General features: G+C 65.8%; 17 protein-coding genes. 8 read left to right on the forward strand and 9 right to left on the reverse strand.

What is annotated here, in order from left to right; translation table 11 throughout:
* Nucleotides 1–20 precede the first annotated feature (20 nt).
* Together VEC01_RS06730 and VEC01_RS06735 are read right to left on the reverse strand one after the other, a co-directional pair.
* Entirely contained in the window at nt 21–1,076 is a 1,056-nt protein-coding gene (locus VEC01_RS06730; protein ID WP_324900019.1) for an HDOD domain-containing protein, read from the reverse strand.
* 94 nt (nt 1,077–1,170) lie between these two features.
* A complete protein-coding gene (locus VEC01_RS06735) occupies nt 1,171–1,566 on the reverse strand; it encodes a DUF2917 domain-containing protein (protein WP_324900021.1) in 396 nt (131 codons plus the stop codon).
* A 175-nt stretch (nt 1,567–1,741) separates the two neighbouring features.
* Here VEC01_RS06735 and VEC01_RS06740 point away from each other — a divergent pair, with 175 nt between their 5' ends.
* Nucleotides 1,742–2,692 carry a LysR substrate-binding domain-containing protein gene (locus tag VEC01_RS06740; RefSeq protein ID WP_324900022.1) on the forward strand — a complete coding sequence of 317 codons (951 nt, stop codon included), beginning with the start codon at nt 1,742–1,744 and terminating at the stop codon, nt 2,690–2,692.
* Between the two features lie 50 nt (nt 2,693–2,742).
* Here VEC01_RS06740 and VEC01_RS06745 read toward each other — a convergent pair whose 3' ends face one another.
* Nucleotides 2,743–3,819: an ABC transporter substrate-binding protein gene (locus VEC01_RS06745; RefSeq protein ID WP_324900024.1), complete on the reverse strand. Its 1,077-nt coding sequence runs from the start codon at nt 3,817–3,819 to the stop codon at nt 2,743–2,745.
* 271 nt (nt 3,820–4,090) lie between these two features.
* Complete coding sequence (locus tag VEC01_RS06750; RefSeq protein WP_324900026.1) at nt 4,091–4,702, reverse strand: hypothetical protein; 612 nt, start codon at nt 4,700–4,702, stop codon at nt 4,091–4,093.
* A gap of 250 nt (nt 4,703–4,952) precedes the next feature.
* Here VEC01_RS06750 and VEC01_RS06755 point away from each other — a divergent pair, with 250 nt between their 5' ends.
* Nucleotides 4,953–5,528, forward strand: a complete 576-nt coding sequence (locus VEC01_RS06755; RefSeq protein ID WP_324900028.1) for a DUF4124 domain-containing protein — start codon at nt 4,953–4,955, stop codon at nt 5,526–5,528.
* 49 nt (nt 5,529–5,577) lie between these two features.
* Here the strand turns inward: VEC01_RS06755 and VEC01_RS06760 are convergent, their stop codons facing one another.
* Entirely contained in the window at nt 5,578–6,114 is a 537-nt protein-coding gene (locus VEC01_RS06760) for a M15 family metallopeptidase (protein ID WP_324900030.1), read from the reverse strand.
* A gap of 223 nt (nt 6,115–6,337) precedes the next feature.
* Between VEC01_RS06760 and VEC01_RS06765 the strand changes: the two genes are divergently transcribed.
* The 3 genes from VEC01_RS06765 (at nt 6,338) to VEC01_RS06775 (ending at nt 8,058) form a co-directional block, all read left to right on the forward strand.
* A complete protein-coding gene (locus VEC01_RS06765) occupies nt 6,338–6,811 on the forward strand; it encodes an SRPBCC family protein (RefSeq protein WP_324900031.1) in 474 nt (157 codons plus the stop codon).
* Between the two features lie 355 nt (nt 6,812–7,166).
* Nucleotides 7,167–7,424, forward strand: a complete 258-nt coding sequence (locus VEC01_RS06770; protein ID WP_324900033.1) for a heavy-metal-associated domain-containing protein — start codon at nt 7,167–7,169, stop codon at nt 7,422–7,424.
* Between the two features lie 316 nt (nt 7,425–7,740).
* Nucleotides 7,741–8,058 (forward strand): hypothetical protein, encoded by a 318-nt coding sequence (locus VEC01_RS06775; protein ID WP_324900035.1) that lies wholly within the window; start codon nt 7,741–7,743, stop codon nt 8,056–8,058.
* A gap of 12 nt (nt 8,059–8,070) precedes the next feature.
* Here the strand turns inward: VEC01_RS06775 and VEC01_RS06780 are convergent, their stop codons facing one another.
* Together VEC01_RS06780 and VEC01_RS06785 are read right to left on the reverse strand one after the other, a co-directional pair.
* Nucleotides 8,071–8,856 carry an enoyl-CoA hydratase/isomerase family protein gene (locus tag VEC01_RS06780; RefSeq protein ID WP_324900037.1) on the reverse strand — a complete coding sequence of 262 codons (786 nt, stop codon included), beginning with the start codon at nt 8,854–8,856 and terminating at the stop codon, nt 8,071–8,073.
* A 119-nt stretch (nt 8,857–8,975) separates the two neighbouring features.
* Nucleotides 8,976–9,878, reverse strand: a complete 903-nt coding sequence (locus tag VEC01_RS06785; RefSeq protein ID WP_324900039.1) for a LysR substrate-binding domain-containing protein — start codon at nt 9,876–9,878, stop codon at nt 8,976–8,978.
* Nucleotides 9,879–10,067: 189 nt separating this feature from the next.
* On the opposite strand from VEC01_RS06785, the gene VEC01_RS06790 reads away from it, so the two are divergent.
* On the forward strand, nt 10,068–10,733 hold the full coding sequence (locus tag VEC01_RS06790) for a hypothetical protein (RefSeq protein ID WP_324900041.1): 666 nt from the start codon (nt 10,068–10,070) through the stop codon (nt 10,731–10,733).
* Nucleotides 10,734–10,764: 31 nt separating this feature from the next.
* Here VEC01_RS06790 and VEC01_RS06795 read toward each other — a convergent pair whose 3' ends face one another.
* Both VEC01_RS06795 and VEC01_RS06800 read right to left on the reverse strand, forming a co-directional pair.
* Nucleotides 10,765–11,721: a chemotaxis protein gene (locus VEC01_RS06795; RefSeq protein WP_324900042.1), complete on the reverse strand. Its 957-nt coding sequence runs from the start codon at nt 11,719–11,721 to the stop codon at nt 10,765–10,767.
* A gap of 127 nt (nt 11,722–11,848) precedes the next feature.
* Nucleotides 11,849–12,529, reverse strand: coding sequence for a dienelactone hydrolase family protein (locus VEC01_RS06800; protein ID WP_324900044.1), 681 nt, complete (start codon nt 12,527–12,529; stop codon nt 11,849–11,851).
* 172 nt (nt 12,530–12,701) lie between these two features.
* Here VEC01_RS06800 and VEC01_RS06805 point away from each other — a divergent pair, with 172 nt between their 5' ends.
* Both VEC01_RS06805 and VEC01_RS06810 read left to right on the forward strand, forming a co-directional pair.
* On the forward strand, nt 12,702–13,370 hold the full coding sequence (locus VEC01_RS06805) for a glutathione S-transferase family protein (protein ID WP_324900046.1): 669 nt from the start codon (nt 12,702–12,704) through the stop codon (nt 13,368–13,370).
* A 140-nt stretch (nt 13,371–13,510) separates the two neighbouring features.
* The coding region (locus VEC01_RS06810; protein ID WP_324900048.1) for a hypothetical protein at nt 13,511–13,797 on the forward strand (287 nt) is incomplete at its 3' end.

A 13,797-nucleotide genomic window follows, 5' to 3' on the forward strand; every position in this document is an offset into this window, starting at 1 on the left:
AAGCTGCGTCCTCTTCTCGATCAGCGGCCAGAGGTGACCGTCACCCAGTCGCGTTCCCCGACCGCCGCAAGCTCGTCGAGGCAGGCGATTTCCCTTGCCGACAAATCCTCCTGGATCTGCCTGTCTCCCGCTTGCAGCCGGCCCTGCCGCGTCAGCGTATCCACCTTGCTCAGGTGGTCGCCCATCAGCAGGATGCGGCCCAGCGCGGACACTGCCTTGCCGCGCGCCTGCGCGTCCTGTTCCACGATCGCGGTCGAGACCGACTCGGGGAAATGCCATTCGCGCGCGATGTTGACCGTCAGCGCCCGTCCGCAGGCCGCAAGCGCATTGCAGAAGGTCGGCGAGCCGACCGGTTGCCGGCCATCGGAAATCCTGTCGATCACGCGCAGCGACACGGTGAGCCCGACGTTATGGATCAGCCCGGCAAGGAAGGCGTCGAGCGGATCGACCGCCTCGTCGCGCGCGAGCAGGTGGCAGGCCATCGCGCAGCGTTCCGACTGCGCCCACAGGCGCGGCGCAACCATGCGCGTGAAACTGCCGGATTTCAGGTTGATGATGGGCTTGAAGGCGACGCCTGTGATCAGCTGCCGCAATCCGTCCTGGCCGAGGATCAGCACCGCGTGGTCGATGCTGGCAATCGGCCCGCCCGGGTTGTAGGCCGCGCTGTTGGCCATGCGCAGCACTTCGGCGACCAGCACCACGTCCTGTGAAATCGTGTGCGCCAGCTCGGCGCCGGAAAAGTCGCTGTTGCGCAGGCTTTGCAGCAGTTGCGGGATCACGCCCGGCATGCGGCGCACCATGTGCGCGCCGGATTCGCCGGACTGCACCGTCGCATCCAGCGCCGCGAGAATCGCATCCTCGTTCCCGTTGGTGAACACGTCCGGATGGCTTTCCGCCTCGAACAGCCAGCTGGAAAAAATGAAATCGACCTGGTCGCGCTGCGTGGCCAGCGCCGCATGCGTGGCGATGTCCTGCACGCGCGCCGGCTGTACCTGGGGTACGGCCACCGGCTGCGGCGCGGCGGCAGGCGCGGTTTGCTGCGGAGCGGAGAATAAGCGTCGAAGCCAGTTGTACATGTCGGTCGAAGTCGGCGTTGCGCCGGCACTTCCTCGGCCGGCCCCGCCGTGATTTAAACACGGTCCGGGGCCGGCGTCGACACCCGCCTTGCCGTCATCCGAATTCCAGCTGCAGATAAGGCGAATGGCGCAGCAGCGATCGCAGGAATCCGTGCCGTGCCGGCCCCGCCGGCAGCACTTCGACCGTCGCCGGGCAGCGCGCGCCGACGGTCGACAGCAGCAGATCGCCGGTGGCATGCGCGACACGGTACTTCTGCCCGGCCTGCAGCACCACATCGGCCTGCTCGCCGGGGACCGTGATCCATAGCTGCCCGCTGCGGCAGTGTATCTCCGCCGGCCCGCGCGTCCTGAGGGACGCGACGCGCCAGCGTGCGAGCGTGACCAGTACACGGTCGGCCGGCGCCGGGGCGCAGCCTGCGGAGGGGCCGGGCCGCGCAGGCGCAAAGCCGGGACGGGACGGATTGATATCGAGAAGCGTGGCGAGGCTCATGGCATTCCTCCGTGCGAGGGATGGCGGGACGCACTTTGCGTTCCCGCCGGAACAGGCGCATACTTGCATGCATCAGAGTCATGCGTTGCACTACCCCTGCTCCTGACCACAATTTTCCTTCTGTCTGGCGCAACGCTCAAACGTTGTTTATGCATCATTGACATGAGAAAAACGCATGCGAGAAGACCTTCTTGACCTGCCCCCGCTGGACGCGCTGCGCGGTTTCGTGGCGGTGGCGCGGCGCATGAGCATCACCCTGGCCGCGCGGGACCTGTGCCTGACGCAATCCGCCGTCAGCCGCCAGGTGCAGTCGCTCGAGCAGCACTTCGGCACGCCGCTGCTGGTGCGCACGCACCGCGCAATCGCGCTGACCGAGTCCGGCCGGCAGCTGTTCACGCTGGCCTCGCCGTGGCTCGACCGGCTTGCCGATTTCACCCGCTCCGTGCGCCAGGACGGCCGGCCGAAACCGGTGACGGTGACGGCGAGCATCGGCGTCACCGCGCTCTGGCTGCTGCCGCGGCTGGGCGGCTTCCAGTCTGCGCATCCGCATGCCGACGTCCGGGTGGCGGCGAACAACCGCACGCTCGACCTGGAGCAGGAAGGCATCGACATCGCGATTCGCTACTGTCCGGCCGCGCGCGCGCCGGAAGGCGCGCTACGCCTGTTCGGCGAAACGGTGGTGCCGGTTGCGAGCAAGGCGGTGGCGGCGCGTGCGTTCAAGACGCCGGCCGCGCTGCTGCAGCAGGTGCTGCTGGAACTGGATGAACGCGACCTGCCCTGGCTGCATTGGGCCGACTGGCTAAGCGCGCGCGGCTATGCGCATGCCAAGCCCAGGTCCTACCTGCGCTTCAACCAGTATGACCAGGTGATCCAGGCGGCGATCGAGGGACACGGCGTCGCGCTCGGCCGGCTGGCGCTGGTGCAGCCGATGCTGGAGGACGGCCGCCTGGTGGCGCAGCGCGACGCCGCCATCGGGGTGAACGACTATGCGTACTGGCTGGTGCAGGCATCGCCGGCGCCACGTCAGGAAGTCATGCAGTTCGCCGAGTGGATCCTGCGCGAGGCAAGCCAGGCACCGGGCGCCGGCGGCGACGGGAAAGCGGGGCGGCGCCGGGCGCGCGGCTGAGAGCGCGAGCCCGAGGCGTTCCGCCGGCGAACGGGACGCGCCGCGCGCCGTCAATCATCCAGGCTGACCTGCCACAACCCGTCCTTGCCCTGCGTCCGGCGTTCCAGCAGGGCGGCCGGCAACGCAACCTTGAGCGCCTGCACGCGCTCCGGATCGACCAGCACGGTCGGTTTTTCCTGCCGCAGGATCGGCAGCACGTCCGGCTTGGCGCGCTTCTTGAGAATCTTCACCGCCTGCGTGCCGGCCAGGCCGCCGACCACGCGGAAGTCGGCGCCGGCGTACAGAATGGCGCCGGGCACGCGCACCAGCGCGAAGGAGATCACGGGAATCCGGTTTTCCGCGCCGAAGTCCGACAGGTCGATGGTCGGCTCGTAGCGGCGCAGGCCGTAGTAGGTATCCAGCGGCACGGCGAACATCTGCACGCCCTGCCCGTGGTCATACAGCTCCTTCAGCGCCGGCACAATGCTGTCGCGCTTGTGCACCTGCCGGGCCGCGACGTTGATCATCAGGTCGCTGCCCTTCGCCTTCGCCGCCGCCACATGCGCGACCCCGTTCTCGTCGTCGGTATGCACCATGCCGATGCGGCGCAGGCGCGGAAAGACCTGCTGCACGATCCGCAGCGACTCATCCATGTCCATGTACAGCGTCGACCCGGTGACGCCCGGCCCGGCGTCGCGCAGCGAGGCCGCGTTGACGTCGAGCGGATTGGCCACGGCGGTGAATACGACCGGGATGCGCGCGTCCTCGAGGATGGCGCGCGCGTAGCGGGTGGCCGGGGTGCCGATGGTGAGCACCAGGTCGGGCTTGCTCTCGGCGATGCGCGCGGCTTCCTGGCGCACGCGCAGCATCACGCCGACCTTGTCCCAGAAGCCGCCCTTCTCGATGTCGAAATCGATCTTGACGCGGTTGAGCAGCAGGTTCTTGCCCTGCTCGATGCCGTTCTGCCCGAGCGTGGACAGGAAGCCGTCGAGCGCCTGCTGGTAAGGCTCGATGTCGGTGACTTGCAGCACGTCGATGCGGAAGGTGCGCGGCGGATCCATCCAGTCCGGCGGTATCGCTTCCAGCGCGCGCGCCGGAAGGGTCACGATCATCAGTACGAATGGAAAGAGGGCGAACAGTCTCTTCATGGGTCTCTCTTCTAGGGTGGAATATCGTCGGCAGTCCGCGCCCGGCTGGCGGACCCTGAGGATGGGACAATATTAAACAGACAGGCCGCGCCGTTGTTGCCTCGAAGATTGACTTACCGGGCCAAACTATTGCGTGACGGGACCGTTTGCGCCGTGTCGCGCAAACTTGTTTCCCTGGTGACTCAATACGAGCTGCGTTGAAGCGGAATCGCGCAAGCTGGCGCACGCCTGGAAAGACGTTTGGATACCGGCGAATGCGGTCGGGACCGGGTCAGTAAGCGTAGCGCAGCGCCATCCCGCCGCCCCAGCGCTGCGTGCCGTCCGCATATTCGTGCGACAGGTAGGTCTGGGCCTTCCATGCGCGGTCGACGTTGTGCTTGTAGCAGGCCGTCAGCTCGCGCACTTTCGCCGGTTTCGGCAGGGCGGGCTGCGGCTTGTCGCGGCAGCCGAAGGCGATGCCGCTGCTTTCGGGTTCCTGCAGCTTCAGGAGAGGCGTGCCGGGCGGCGGCGAATCGGATCTGGCGAAGGCAGCGCCGGACGCGGAGCCGAAACGCGCCTGCGGCGGCTGCGGCGGCTGCCCGAGCCGGCTGCGGTCGCTGATCGCGCCGCTGAGCTTGAAGACCGGATCGTGATACAGGTTGTAGGTGACGATGCGGCGCCGGCCTTCCTTGTCGGGGCGCTTTGCCTTGTCCTGCTTCTGCGGCGGCCTTTTGCGCTCCCCGCTTGCGTCGTGCGACTCGCGCGGCGCGGCGTGCAGGCCGGCGAGGCTGGCCGCCTGCAGCGCGCCGGCCGCGGCCCCGTCCGCGGCGACCAGCGGCGCGCCGGCGATGACACCCAGGGTGCCAGCGGCAATGCGTGCGAAGGCGGCGTGTAGGATCAGCATGGGAAAGCCCTCACCATGGTTGCGGTTCGGCAGTCCGTGTACGGGTTGCCGTGGGGACTGTTCAATCCATTGTAGCGGTATTCCCTTGGAGAAAGAGAACATTTGCATGATGGACAATCGCTTGGCGGGCGAACTTGTCGCGCTTTCGACGCACTGGCGGATGCAGCCGGCTTGCTGATTGTCAGGAGCAGCGCGGCGCACGCCTGCTAAGGTGGGCACCAGGAGCAAGGACTGACAGAAGGAGCCCCAGATGGCATACCGTTCGGCATACCGCTTCCCGCTCGGCCTTGCGGCAGGCGTCCTCGCCGTGTTCCCTGCGCATGGCATCGCCGAAAATCTTCCCGCGCCCGCCCCGCTGGGCAAGCCGGCCAGCACCGTCTACCGGCTGGTGATGCCGGACGGGCGCATCGTCTACTCGGACAAGCCGCTCAAGGGCGGCAAGGTGGATGAAACCCTGACAGTGGATCCGCCGGAAAAAGGCACGCCTTCGGCGGTCGGCAGCGGCAGCCGCCCGCCGCTGCCGCCGCGCAGCGAGGTGACGCCGGTGATGCGCGTGCCGTCGGTTGCGTCCCCAAAGCCCAGGAGCGCCGACGACGCCGAAGCGGACGTGATCCGCGCCGAAATGCTGCTGGACGACGCGCGCAAGCGGCGCGAGGCCGGCGCAGAACCGCTGCCGGGCGAACGGACCGGCACCGCCACTGGCGGGTCGCGCCTGAACGACGCCTATCATGCGCGGCAGAAGCGGCTGGCCGAGGAGGTCGCGGTTGCGGAGAATGTGCTGAAGAAAGCGATCGAGGCGCGGGACACCTTGCGCAACGGGCGCTAGCGCGGAGGTTTATCGGCTGACGCCGCAGCCGTTGCGGTGTACCGACGGTTCACGCCGGCAGCCGGTAGAACCAGTGCCACGGCTCGTAGATGAAGCCGAGGCTGTTGCCGCGCGGGTAGGACAGTGCGAATCCGAAGCGCGCCGCGTTTACCGTCAGCCAGCGGAATGCCGCGGTGTTCTCGAACGGTTCTTCCCGGGCGTCGCATCCCGGCGTATTGATGTCTACCGCGCGGCCGCTGTGGTGCTCGCTGTAGCCCGGCGGCGCGCTCAGCCTGAGAATCTCTTCCATTGCCATGCCGCGCGCAAGCTTGTCGCGGATGATCTGCGCCTGTTCCTCGACGTCGCGGAAGGCGGATACGATCTCCAGCACGATACCGTCTTGCGCGGCCGCCTGCTTCATTGCGCGCCAGGCACGGGCAGCAGCGGGAATCAGGGTGTGCACACGGCCGTCGGCATCGCGCTCGGCCGGCAGCAGCTCGCGCGCATCGGGATGGAAGGGCAGCGCCTTGCGGCTGAGCAGGTCACCGGCAATGCCGAGTGAAGCGAGCAGAAGGCAGAGGTTGTTGTCTTGTTCGTGCGGCAGCATGGAAACGTGATGCAGGGAGGGCGTTTCGGATTATAGATCGCAAACGCCAGCCGTCCGCACAGCGTGCATGAAGCCGCCCTGCGATCGTTGCGGGAAAACCTCGCCCTTCCTCCTTTCCGGAATTTTTTGACAATGAAATGTCTAAACCGACATGTAGAGGTTTTGCGGCTTTTCACCCACTCACGCCGCGCCTTTACATCACGGCACTTCTTCAGGAGGCAACATGTCTACCGTAGATAAATCCATTGACGTCAACGTTCCCGTGTCCACCGCCTATAACCAGTGGACCCAATTCGAGGACTTCCCGAAATTCATGGAAGGCATCGAAGAAGTCCGGCAGCTGGATGACACGCACCTGTACTGGTGCGCCAATATCGGCGGCAAGCGCAAGGAATGGGATGCGGAAATCACCGAGCAGGTTCCCGACCAGCGCATCGCCTGGCGCAGCATAACCGGCGCGCCGAACGGCGGCATCGTGACTTTCCACCCGATCGACGCCACCACCACCCGCGTCATGCTGCAGCTGGAATACGATCCGGAGGGGATCACCGAAAACGTCGGCGACGCCCTCGGCGTCGTGTCGCGCCGCGTGGAAGGCGACCTGGAACGGTTCAAGGAGTTCCTCGAATCGCGCGGCCAGGAAACCGGTGCGTGGCGCGGCGATGTTCAGCAGGGACAACCGCAGCGCGGCATCTAAGCCGTAACCGTCGCGCCTGCCGCGCGCAGGCCGGCTCGCAGCATGCCCGCCCGGCGCACAGCCGGCGGGCGTTTCCTGGCAGGGCGCCTGGCCCTTGCCCCTCTTGCCCCTCTTGCCCCTCTTACCCCTCTTTCTCCCTTTCACGCGTCGCACACGCATGACGCGTGCCTTTTCACATGCGCCCATCGTGCACATGTCCGGTGTAGCGAGGAATGGTTGCGCCCGATGGCTTTCCCATAAGATACATTTTACGTCGTTCTTATGTCACAATCTCTGCCCGGGGCCGCACTCGTACCAGGCGTCATGCAACGCACGCAGGGAAGCGGCATTCTGTATTCAGTAAAAAAGGAAGACCATGCAATCCACCATTTTTCGATTCAAGGCAGCCACCACGCAGGAATCCATGAACAACGCCGTTCGCGTCCTGAGCGGTATCGACGGTGTCGGCACTGTCACGCCGTCGATCGTTCGCAACGAGGTGAACGTACAGTTCGACGCGACCCGCGCATCGCCGCAGCGCCTGCAGGCGGCACTGGATGAAGCGGGTTACGGCGTCGTGACCGGCAATACCGGCGGCTGCGGCGGCGGGGGCGGCGGCTGCAGCTGCAGCTGATCCCTGCATCCTCCCCGTATCGTCATCCCACGGCCCCGGCAATGCCGGCGCCGTTCAACCGCGGCGTACTGTCGTTCATTCTGACGAGCGACCAACGCGACGCCGCGGTTCCGCTCAAGCCGGGTTTCGCGAACACCTGCGGATTGCACTAGCCGAGTCGGCACGCCGGTGCCGCGGTCGACAGTCGTGTTCCAACCGGTAATTCATTTCTGCTTTCCGCGGCGTGATAACACCTGGTTACAGCTTTTGCACCGCCGCGCTATCAATTGCGGGATCGCCGCGCTAAGCTTTTCGCATCCATGAACCAGGACATGCCATGAAAAAAGCGCCCTTCTTGCTGTTGCCGGCCTTGCTGCTCGCCGTGCCGCTGGCCGTACTTGCGGATCCCTGGAAAGACGAAAGCGGCCACGGCAAAGGCCGCGGGCATGAGCGCCGCGAGTACAAGGAAGAATTCTGGGACGGGAATTGCAAGGTTGAACGCAAGCTCGAAAAAAGCGGCGAGTACAAGGAAGAACGCAAGTGCAAGCCGTCCCGTCACGGTTATTACCAGCCGGCCCCGGTCTATGTCCCCGCCCCCGCGCCGGTCGTCGTCGAGCCCGGCGTCACCATCCACGGCACGGTCAGAATTCCGTAACGGCGCTCCCCGCTAGCGGCCGGTAAATTCGGGACGCGTCTTTTCGATGAACGCACGGGTGCCGATCCGGAAATCTTCCGTCGACGCCGCCAGTCCGAAGTAATCCGCGCCGAGCTCGGCCGATTCCTCGAGTGTCATGTTCAGGCCCCGGTGCAAGGCTTCCCAGGTCAGCCGCACCGCCATCGGCGACTGCGCCAGGATGTCGCCGACCAGCGCTCTTGCCTGCCGCATCAACTGGCCGGGTTCGACCGCCTCGTGCACCAGGCCGATCCTGACCGCTTCTTCCGCATCGATGATCCGTCCGCGCAGCAGCAGTTCCGCCGCCCTGCCCTTCCCGACGAGGCGCGCAAGCCGGGTCGTGCCGCCGAAGCCGGCCACCGCGCCGATGCGCACCTCGGGATGGCCGAACCTGGCATTTCCGGCGGCGATGCGGATCATGCACGCTTCCGCCAGTTCCAGTCCGCCGCCATAGGCGAGCCCGTTGAGCGCCGCCAGCGTGACCTTGCCCAGGTTCTCAATCCGGTTCGTGACCCGCACGGCAAGGCGGGCAAAGTCCCGTACTTCCAGTGGCGCCGCCCGGTGCAGGTATGCGATGTCGGCGCCGGCGGAAAATACCTGCGGGCCGGCGCCGGTCAGGATCACGGCGCGTACCGATGCGCGCGTCTTCACCGCGTCAAGCATCTGCGCGATGCTCTCCAGGACATCGATGTTCAGCGCGTTGCAGGCCCCGGGCCGGTTGAGGGTGATCAGCGCGATGTTGTCGCTTTCCTCGTAGAGGACGGGCTGGCTGGCATGCATGGTCAATCTCCTTTTCCGTTGTTGGCGCAGCGATGCAATCGGGCATCGGCGACCGGTTCCAGCTTAGCGATTCGCGCCGGCGCCGGAATGAGAGATTTGCATGGGGCTATGAATACGCTTCATGCCCCGTTGCCTGCCGCCAGCAGCCACTGGACCAGCGCATCCACCTCGGGCCGCCTCGGCTTCGCTGCGGCGGTCACCAGGTAGTACGCGCGGTCGCACGCGTGCGCGACATCGAAAAGGCGAACCAGCCGGCCTTCCTCCAGTTGCCGGTCCACCAGCGCATCCGCAACGAGCGCGACGCCCTGCGCGTGTTCCGCGGCGTCGATCAGCAGCGACACTTCGCTGAACGAGGGTCCGCCTTGCGGCTCCGGCAGGTCAATTCCGGCCGATTCGAACCAGGGGCGCCATGGAAAGACGGACTGCCTGAGCAGCGTGGCGCGCGCGAGGTCGCGCGGCGAGCGCAGCCAGGGGTGTGCCTTCCGGTATGCCGGGCTGCACACCGGATACAGGCGAACCGGGATCAGCGGAACTGAATCGAGGCCTTCCCAGTCGCCCCTGCCGAAACGGATCGCGACGTCGGCTTCACCGTTCCGGATACTCACATACCGCGAGGTCGCGACGATATCGAGATCGATGTCAGGATGATTCCTGTTGAAGGAGGCAAGACGCTGGACCAGCCAGCGCGACGCGATGGCCGGCGCGAGGCTGAGACGCACTACCGCCCGAGCCGAGCCGGAAAGCTGCGCGACGCCCTCGCGCAGGCAGGTCAGCCCCTGCCGTACATGCGGCAGCAATTCCTGCCCGTGCACGGTGAGGCTCACCAGCGGGCCGACGCGCAACAGCAAGGCCACGCCCAGCGTGGCCTCGAGCTGGCTGATCCTGTGGCTGACCGCGCTTTGCGTGATCGACAGCTCGTCCGCGGCCCGGGAAAAACTGCCCAGCCGCGCGACCGCTTCGAAGGCCATCAGTCCGTTCAGCGGCGGGATGCGGGCCGCCGGTTTTTTTCCGTTTTCTGTCATGAATGGAGCCGGTTGCTTGTGCTGCAAACGCCGTTGATGGCCCCATGCTGCCACGCGGGCCCCGCCAAAACAATATCATGCCCATGGGATCGGCCTTCACCACCGGCACGCAGGCGGCTGCCAGCCACCGCGATGCAGTATGATCGACGCCAGTTCGCGGCCATTGCCGCGCTATCCGGGAGACGAAGAATGAAACATGCGTCGTTGATCGCCGGCCTGCTGCTGGCGGCCGGCATCCTGGCACCGGGCGCGGCCGCGCAGACCATGTACCGCTGCGGCAATACCTACCAGGACCGCCCATGCGAAGCGGGCGCGGGCAAGGCCATCGGCAATGCCGGCACGGCGCAGTCCGCGTACAAGCCGGTTGCCCATGCCGAATGTGCGCAGCGCGGCGCCGACTCCCTGAAAATAACCTGGGCGCGTGAAGCCGGACAGACGCTGGACAAGGCAACGGCGGAAGTCGATGCGGGCCCGTTTTCCGGGCCGCAGAAGCAGGACATGAGAAAACTGGTGGCGGAAGTCTACAGCCGCCGCGGGACGGCACCGGAAGTGCGCGCGGCAATCGAAGCGAGCTGCGTGGCGGAGAAGGAAAAGGAGGCGCAGGCGGTGCGGGTCATTCGCGCCGAAGCGGTGCCCGCAGCCGGCGCGGCGCCCGCCGGGACCGCGCAGGACGCGCGGCGCCAGACGGCGGCGCTGGGCGAGTCGAATGCACGCAAGAGCGCCTGCGACCGCATCCGGCGCACGCTCGATGTGGTCGAACGCGAACAGCGCGATGGCGGCTCGGCGACGCAGATGGACAAACTGGGCCAGGAGCGGCGCGACCTGCAGCGCGAGCTGCGCGACGCCGGCTGCTGAGCGCGGCGGCGCCGGCCAGCGTTGCGTGTTCTTACTGCCCGAGCGCCTTTCTCAGCGTCGCGGCGAGGTCTTCCGCATTGAATTTCGCCACGTAGGCATTGGCACCCACGCTGCGTACATGATCCTCGTTGGTCGTGCCGGACAGCGAGGAATGGATCACCACGGGGATCGATGCGAAGCGCTGGTTCTGCTTGATGTTGCGGGTCAGCGTGAAGCCGTCCATCTCGGGCATTTCGAGGTCGGACAGCACCAGCGCGATCTTGTCCTGCACCGTCTTGCCCTCCGCTTCCGCGGCGGCGGCGACCGCCTGCAGCTTTTCCCAGGCTTCCTTGCCGGTCTTGGTCATGATGTAGGGCACGCCCATCGCCTCGAGGCCCTGCTCGATCAGGGTGCGCGCCACCACGGAATCATCCGCCGCCAGCACCACGGTGCCCGGCCGGAGCACGATCTGGTCGCCGATTTCCGCCGGATCCACATCCTGCTCGCCCGGTGCGCCCATTTCGCGCAGGATGGTTTCCACATCCAGCACCTGGGCCAGCCGCGACCCCTCCGCATTGCCGTCCAGGCGCGCGATGCTGGTCACCATTTGTCCGGCGGCGGTGTTTTCGGCCGACAGCACCTGGTTCCAGTCCAGCCGCACGATGTCTTCCACCGCCTCGACGGCGAAGCCCTGGGTGGTGCGCGCGAACTCGGTGATCAGCAGGATGTTGAGGCCGGTCTTCGGTATGCAGCCGACGATGGCGGGCAGGTCCAGCACCGGGATGATCTGGCCGCGCAGGTTGACCACCCCGAGCATGTGCGGGCGGGAGCCGGCGATGCCGGTAATCTGCGGCATTGCGACGATCTCGCGGATCTTGAATACGTTGATGCCGAACAGTTCCGAGCGCTCGCCATTGGCGTCGCCACCCAGGCGAAACAGCAGCATCTCGAATTTGTTGGTGCTGGTAAGGTTGCTGCGCTCGTCGATATCCTGTTGTACGGCGTCCATCGTAAATACCCTGACTGTCTGTGTGGAAATTCCAGCAGCCTATCAGGTTGGCGCGCCGCCGACAATTGTGTCCGATCGCAGCTTTCCCCGGCCGGACGTCTCACGGGGGCAGGTCGGCCTCCTGCGCTCAGCCGCCGTTGGTTGCAAACAACGCAAGCGTACGCTGGCGCGCCAGTGTTGCACTTTCGTCATGAAAATCCTTGCGGCGGTCGGAATTGAAGCCGTGCCCGGCGTCGTACAGGTACACCTCCACCTGCGGGTGCTGCGCACGCACCGCCTCCACCCCGTCCAGCGGAATACCCTGGTCGTGCCTGCCAAAGTGCAGGATGGTCGGACAGCGCGGCGATTCGCCGGCCAGCTTCGGTATCAGGCTGCCGTAGTAGCCGGACGCGGCGGCCAGGCCGCTGCAGCGGCACGCGGCCGCCCAGGTCACCGAGCCGCCGTAGCAATAGCCGGTAATGAACACCGGCCCCTTGTCCTTCAGCGCATCGATGCAGGTCTGCACGTCGGCGACCGACTGTTCGAACGGGTGCGCCTCGCGCGCAATCTTCAGCGCTGCCTGCACATCCTCGGGCTCGTAGCTCGCCTGCAGGCCGGGCGCTTCCCGGTCGAACAGCGCCGGCGCCAGCACTTCGTAGCCCTCGGCCGCAAAGCGCTCGCACTGATCGCGGATGTGCCCGGTCACGCCGAAGATTTCCTGTACCAGCACCAGGCCGCCACGGCGCTGCCCGGCGGCTTCGACGTGGTACGCGCCGATCGTGGCGCCGTCGCTCATCTTCATCGCTATCATCGTTCCGTTCGGGTGCATGGTCTCTCCTTCAAAGGCGCTCACCGAGTATAGCGACGCCGGAGAAACCCGTGGTCGCGCAAGCGCAAACGGGCGAGAGATGCATCTTCGCGGAATTGCTGCTACTTTATTCCATGCAATGCCAACAGGAGACCGAGATGAAAACCATGCCCACCACGCCGGAAGGTGCCCGATGATCACGCTCTACCATTGCGTCAGCGCCCGTTCTTTCCGCCCGCTGTGGGCAATGGAGGAACTCGGGCTGTCCTACACGCTGAAGATGCTGCCCTTTCCGCCGCGCGCGCTGCTGCGCGACTACCTCGACATCAATCCGATCGGCACCGTGCCCGCCTTCTTCGACGGAGAACTGCGCATGACCGAGTCGGCGGCGATCTGCGAGTACCTTGCGGCGAAATACGGCGCCGGGCTGCTGGACGTGGCGCGCGAAGACGCCAGCTTCGGCGCGTACCTGAACTGGCTCGATTTCGGCGAAGCGACGCTGACCTTCCCGCAGACCCTCGTGCTGCGCTACCGTTACTTCGAGCCGCCGGAACGGCAGCTGCCGCAGGCGGCGGAAGACTACCAGCGCTGGTTCCTCGCACGCCTGCGGGCGGTCGACGCGGCGGTGTCGAAGCAGGACTTCCTGTGCGCGGGCCGCTTCACCGCGGCGGATATTTCGGTCGGCTATGCGCTGATGCTGGCCGAATACCTCGGACTCGAGCCGCAGTTTCCGGAAGCGGTGCGCAGTTACTGGGAGCGCCTGAAACTGCGTGCCGGCTACCGGCACGCGCTGCAGGCGCAGCACCGGGCGGCAATCGACCAGGGCATTTCCACCACGCCGGCGCCGCTTGTCGGAAGATGATCCGCCTGCGCCGCGCAAAGGGTGTTAATAAGCAGTTGGCCCAAGACCCCGTAAAACCCCCAATATTTGTGCAATGCAGCACGGAATTGGGGGTTTTGTTTATCTTCACTTCGGTATTGTTAGCTTTATGAACACCGAACTTGAAGACTCGCACTCCCCCAGACATCAAGTGGCTCCTTGTCGAGAGGGCTACCCTCCTCGGCGACATTGCTCGTTTGCAAGAACGCCAATCCTTAATCGGCCAGGCAATTGCAAAGCTCGAAGCCAAAATACGGGCCTTCGACGTCACAATTTCGCTTGCCACCGCAGATGCGCCCGTGCAGACCGTCCGCAAGGTACGGGCCTTTCCACTCGAATACAAGAAGCGAGGCGCGCTGAAAGAATTCATCGTTGCGACACTCATGACGAAATTTCCGGAGTCTATCGA

It is taken from the genome of Noviherbaspirillum sp. (assembly GCF_035627455.1).
Lineage (GTDB): Bacteria > Pseudomonadota > Gammaproteobacteria > Burkholderiales > Burkholderiaceae_D > Noviherbaspirillum.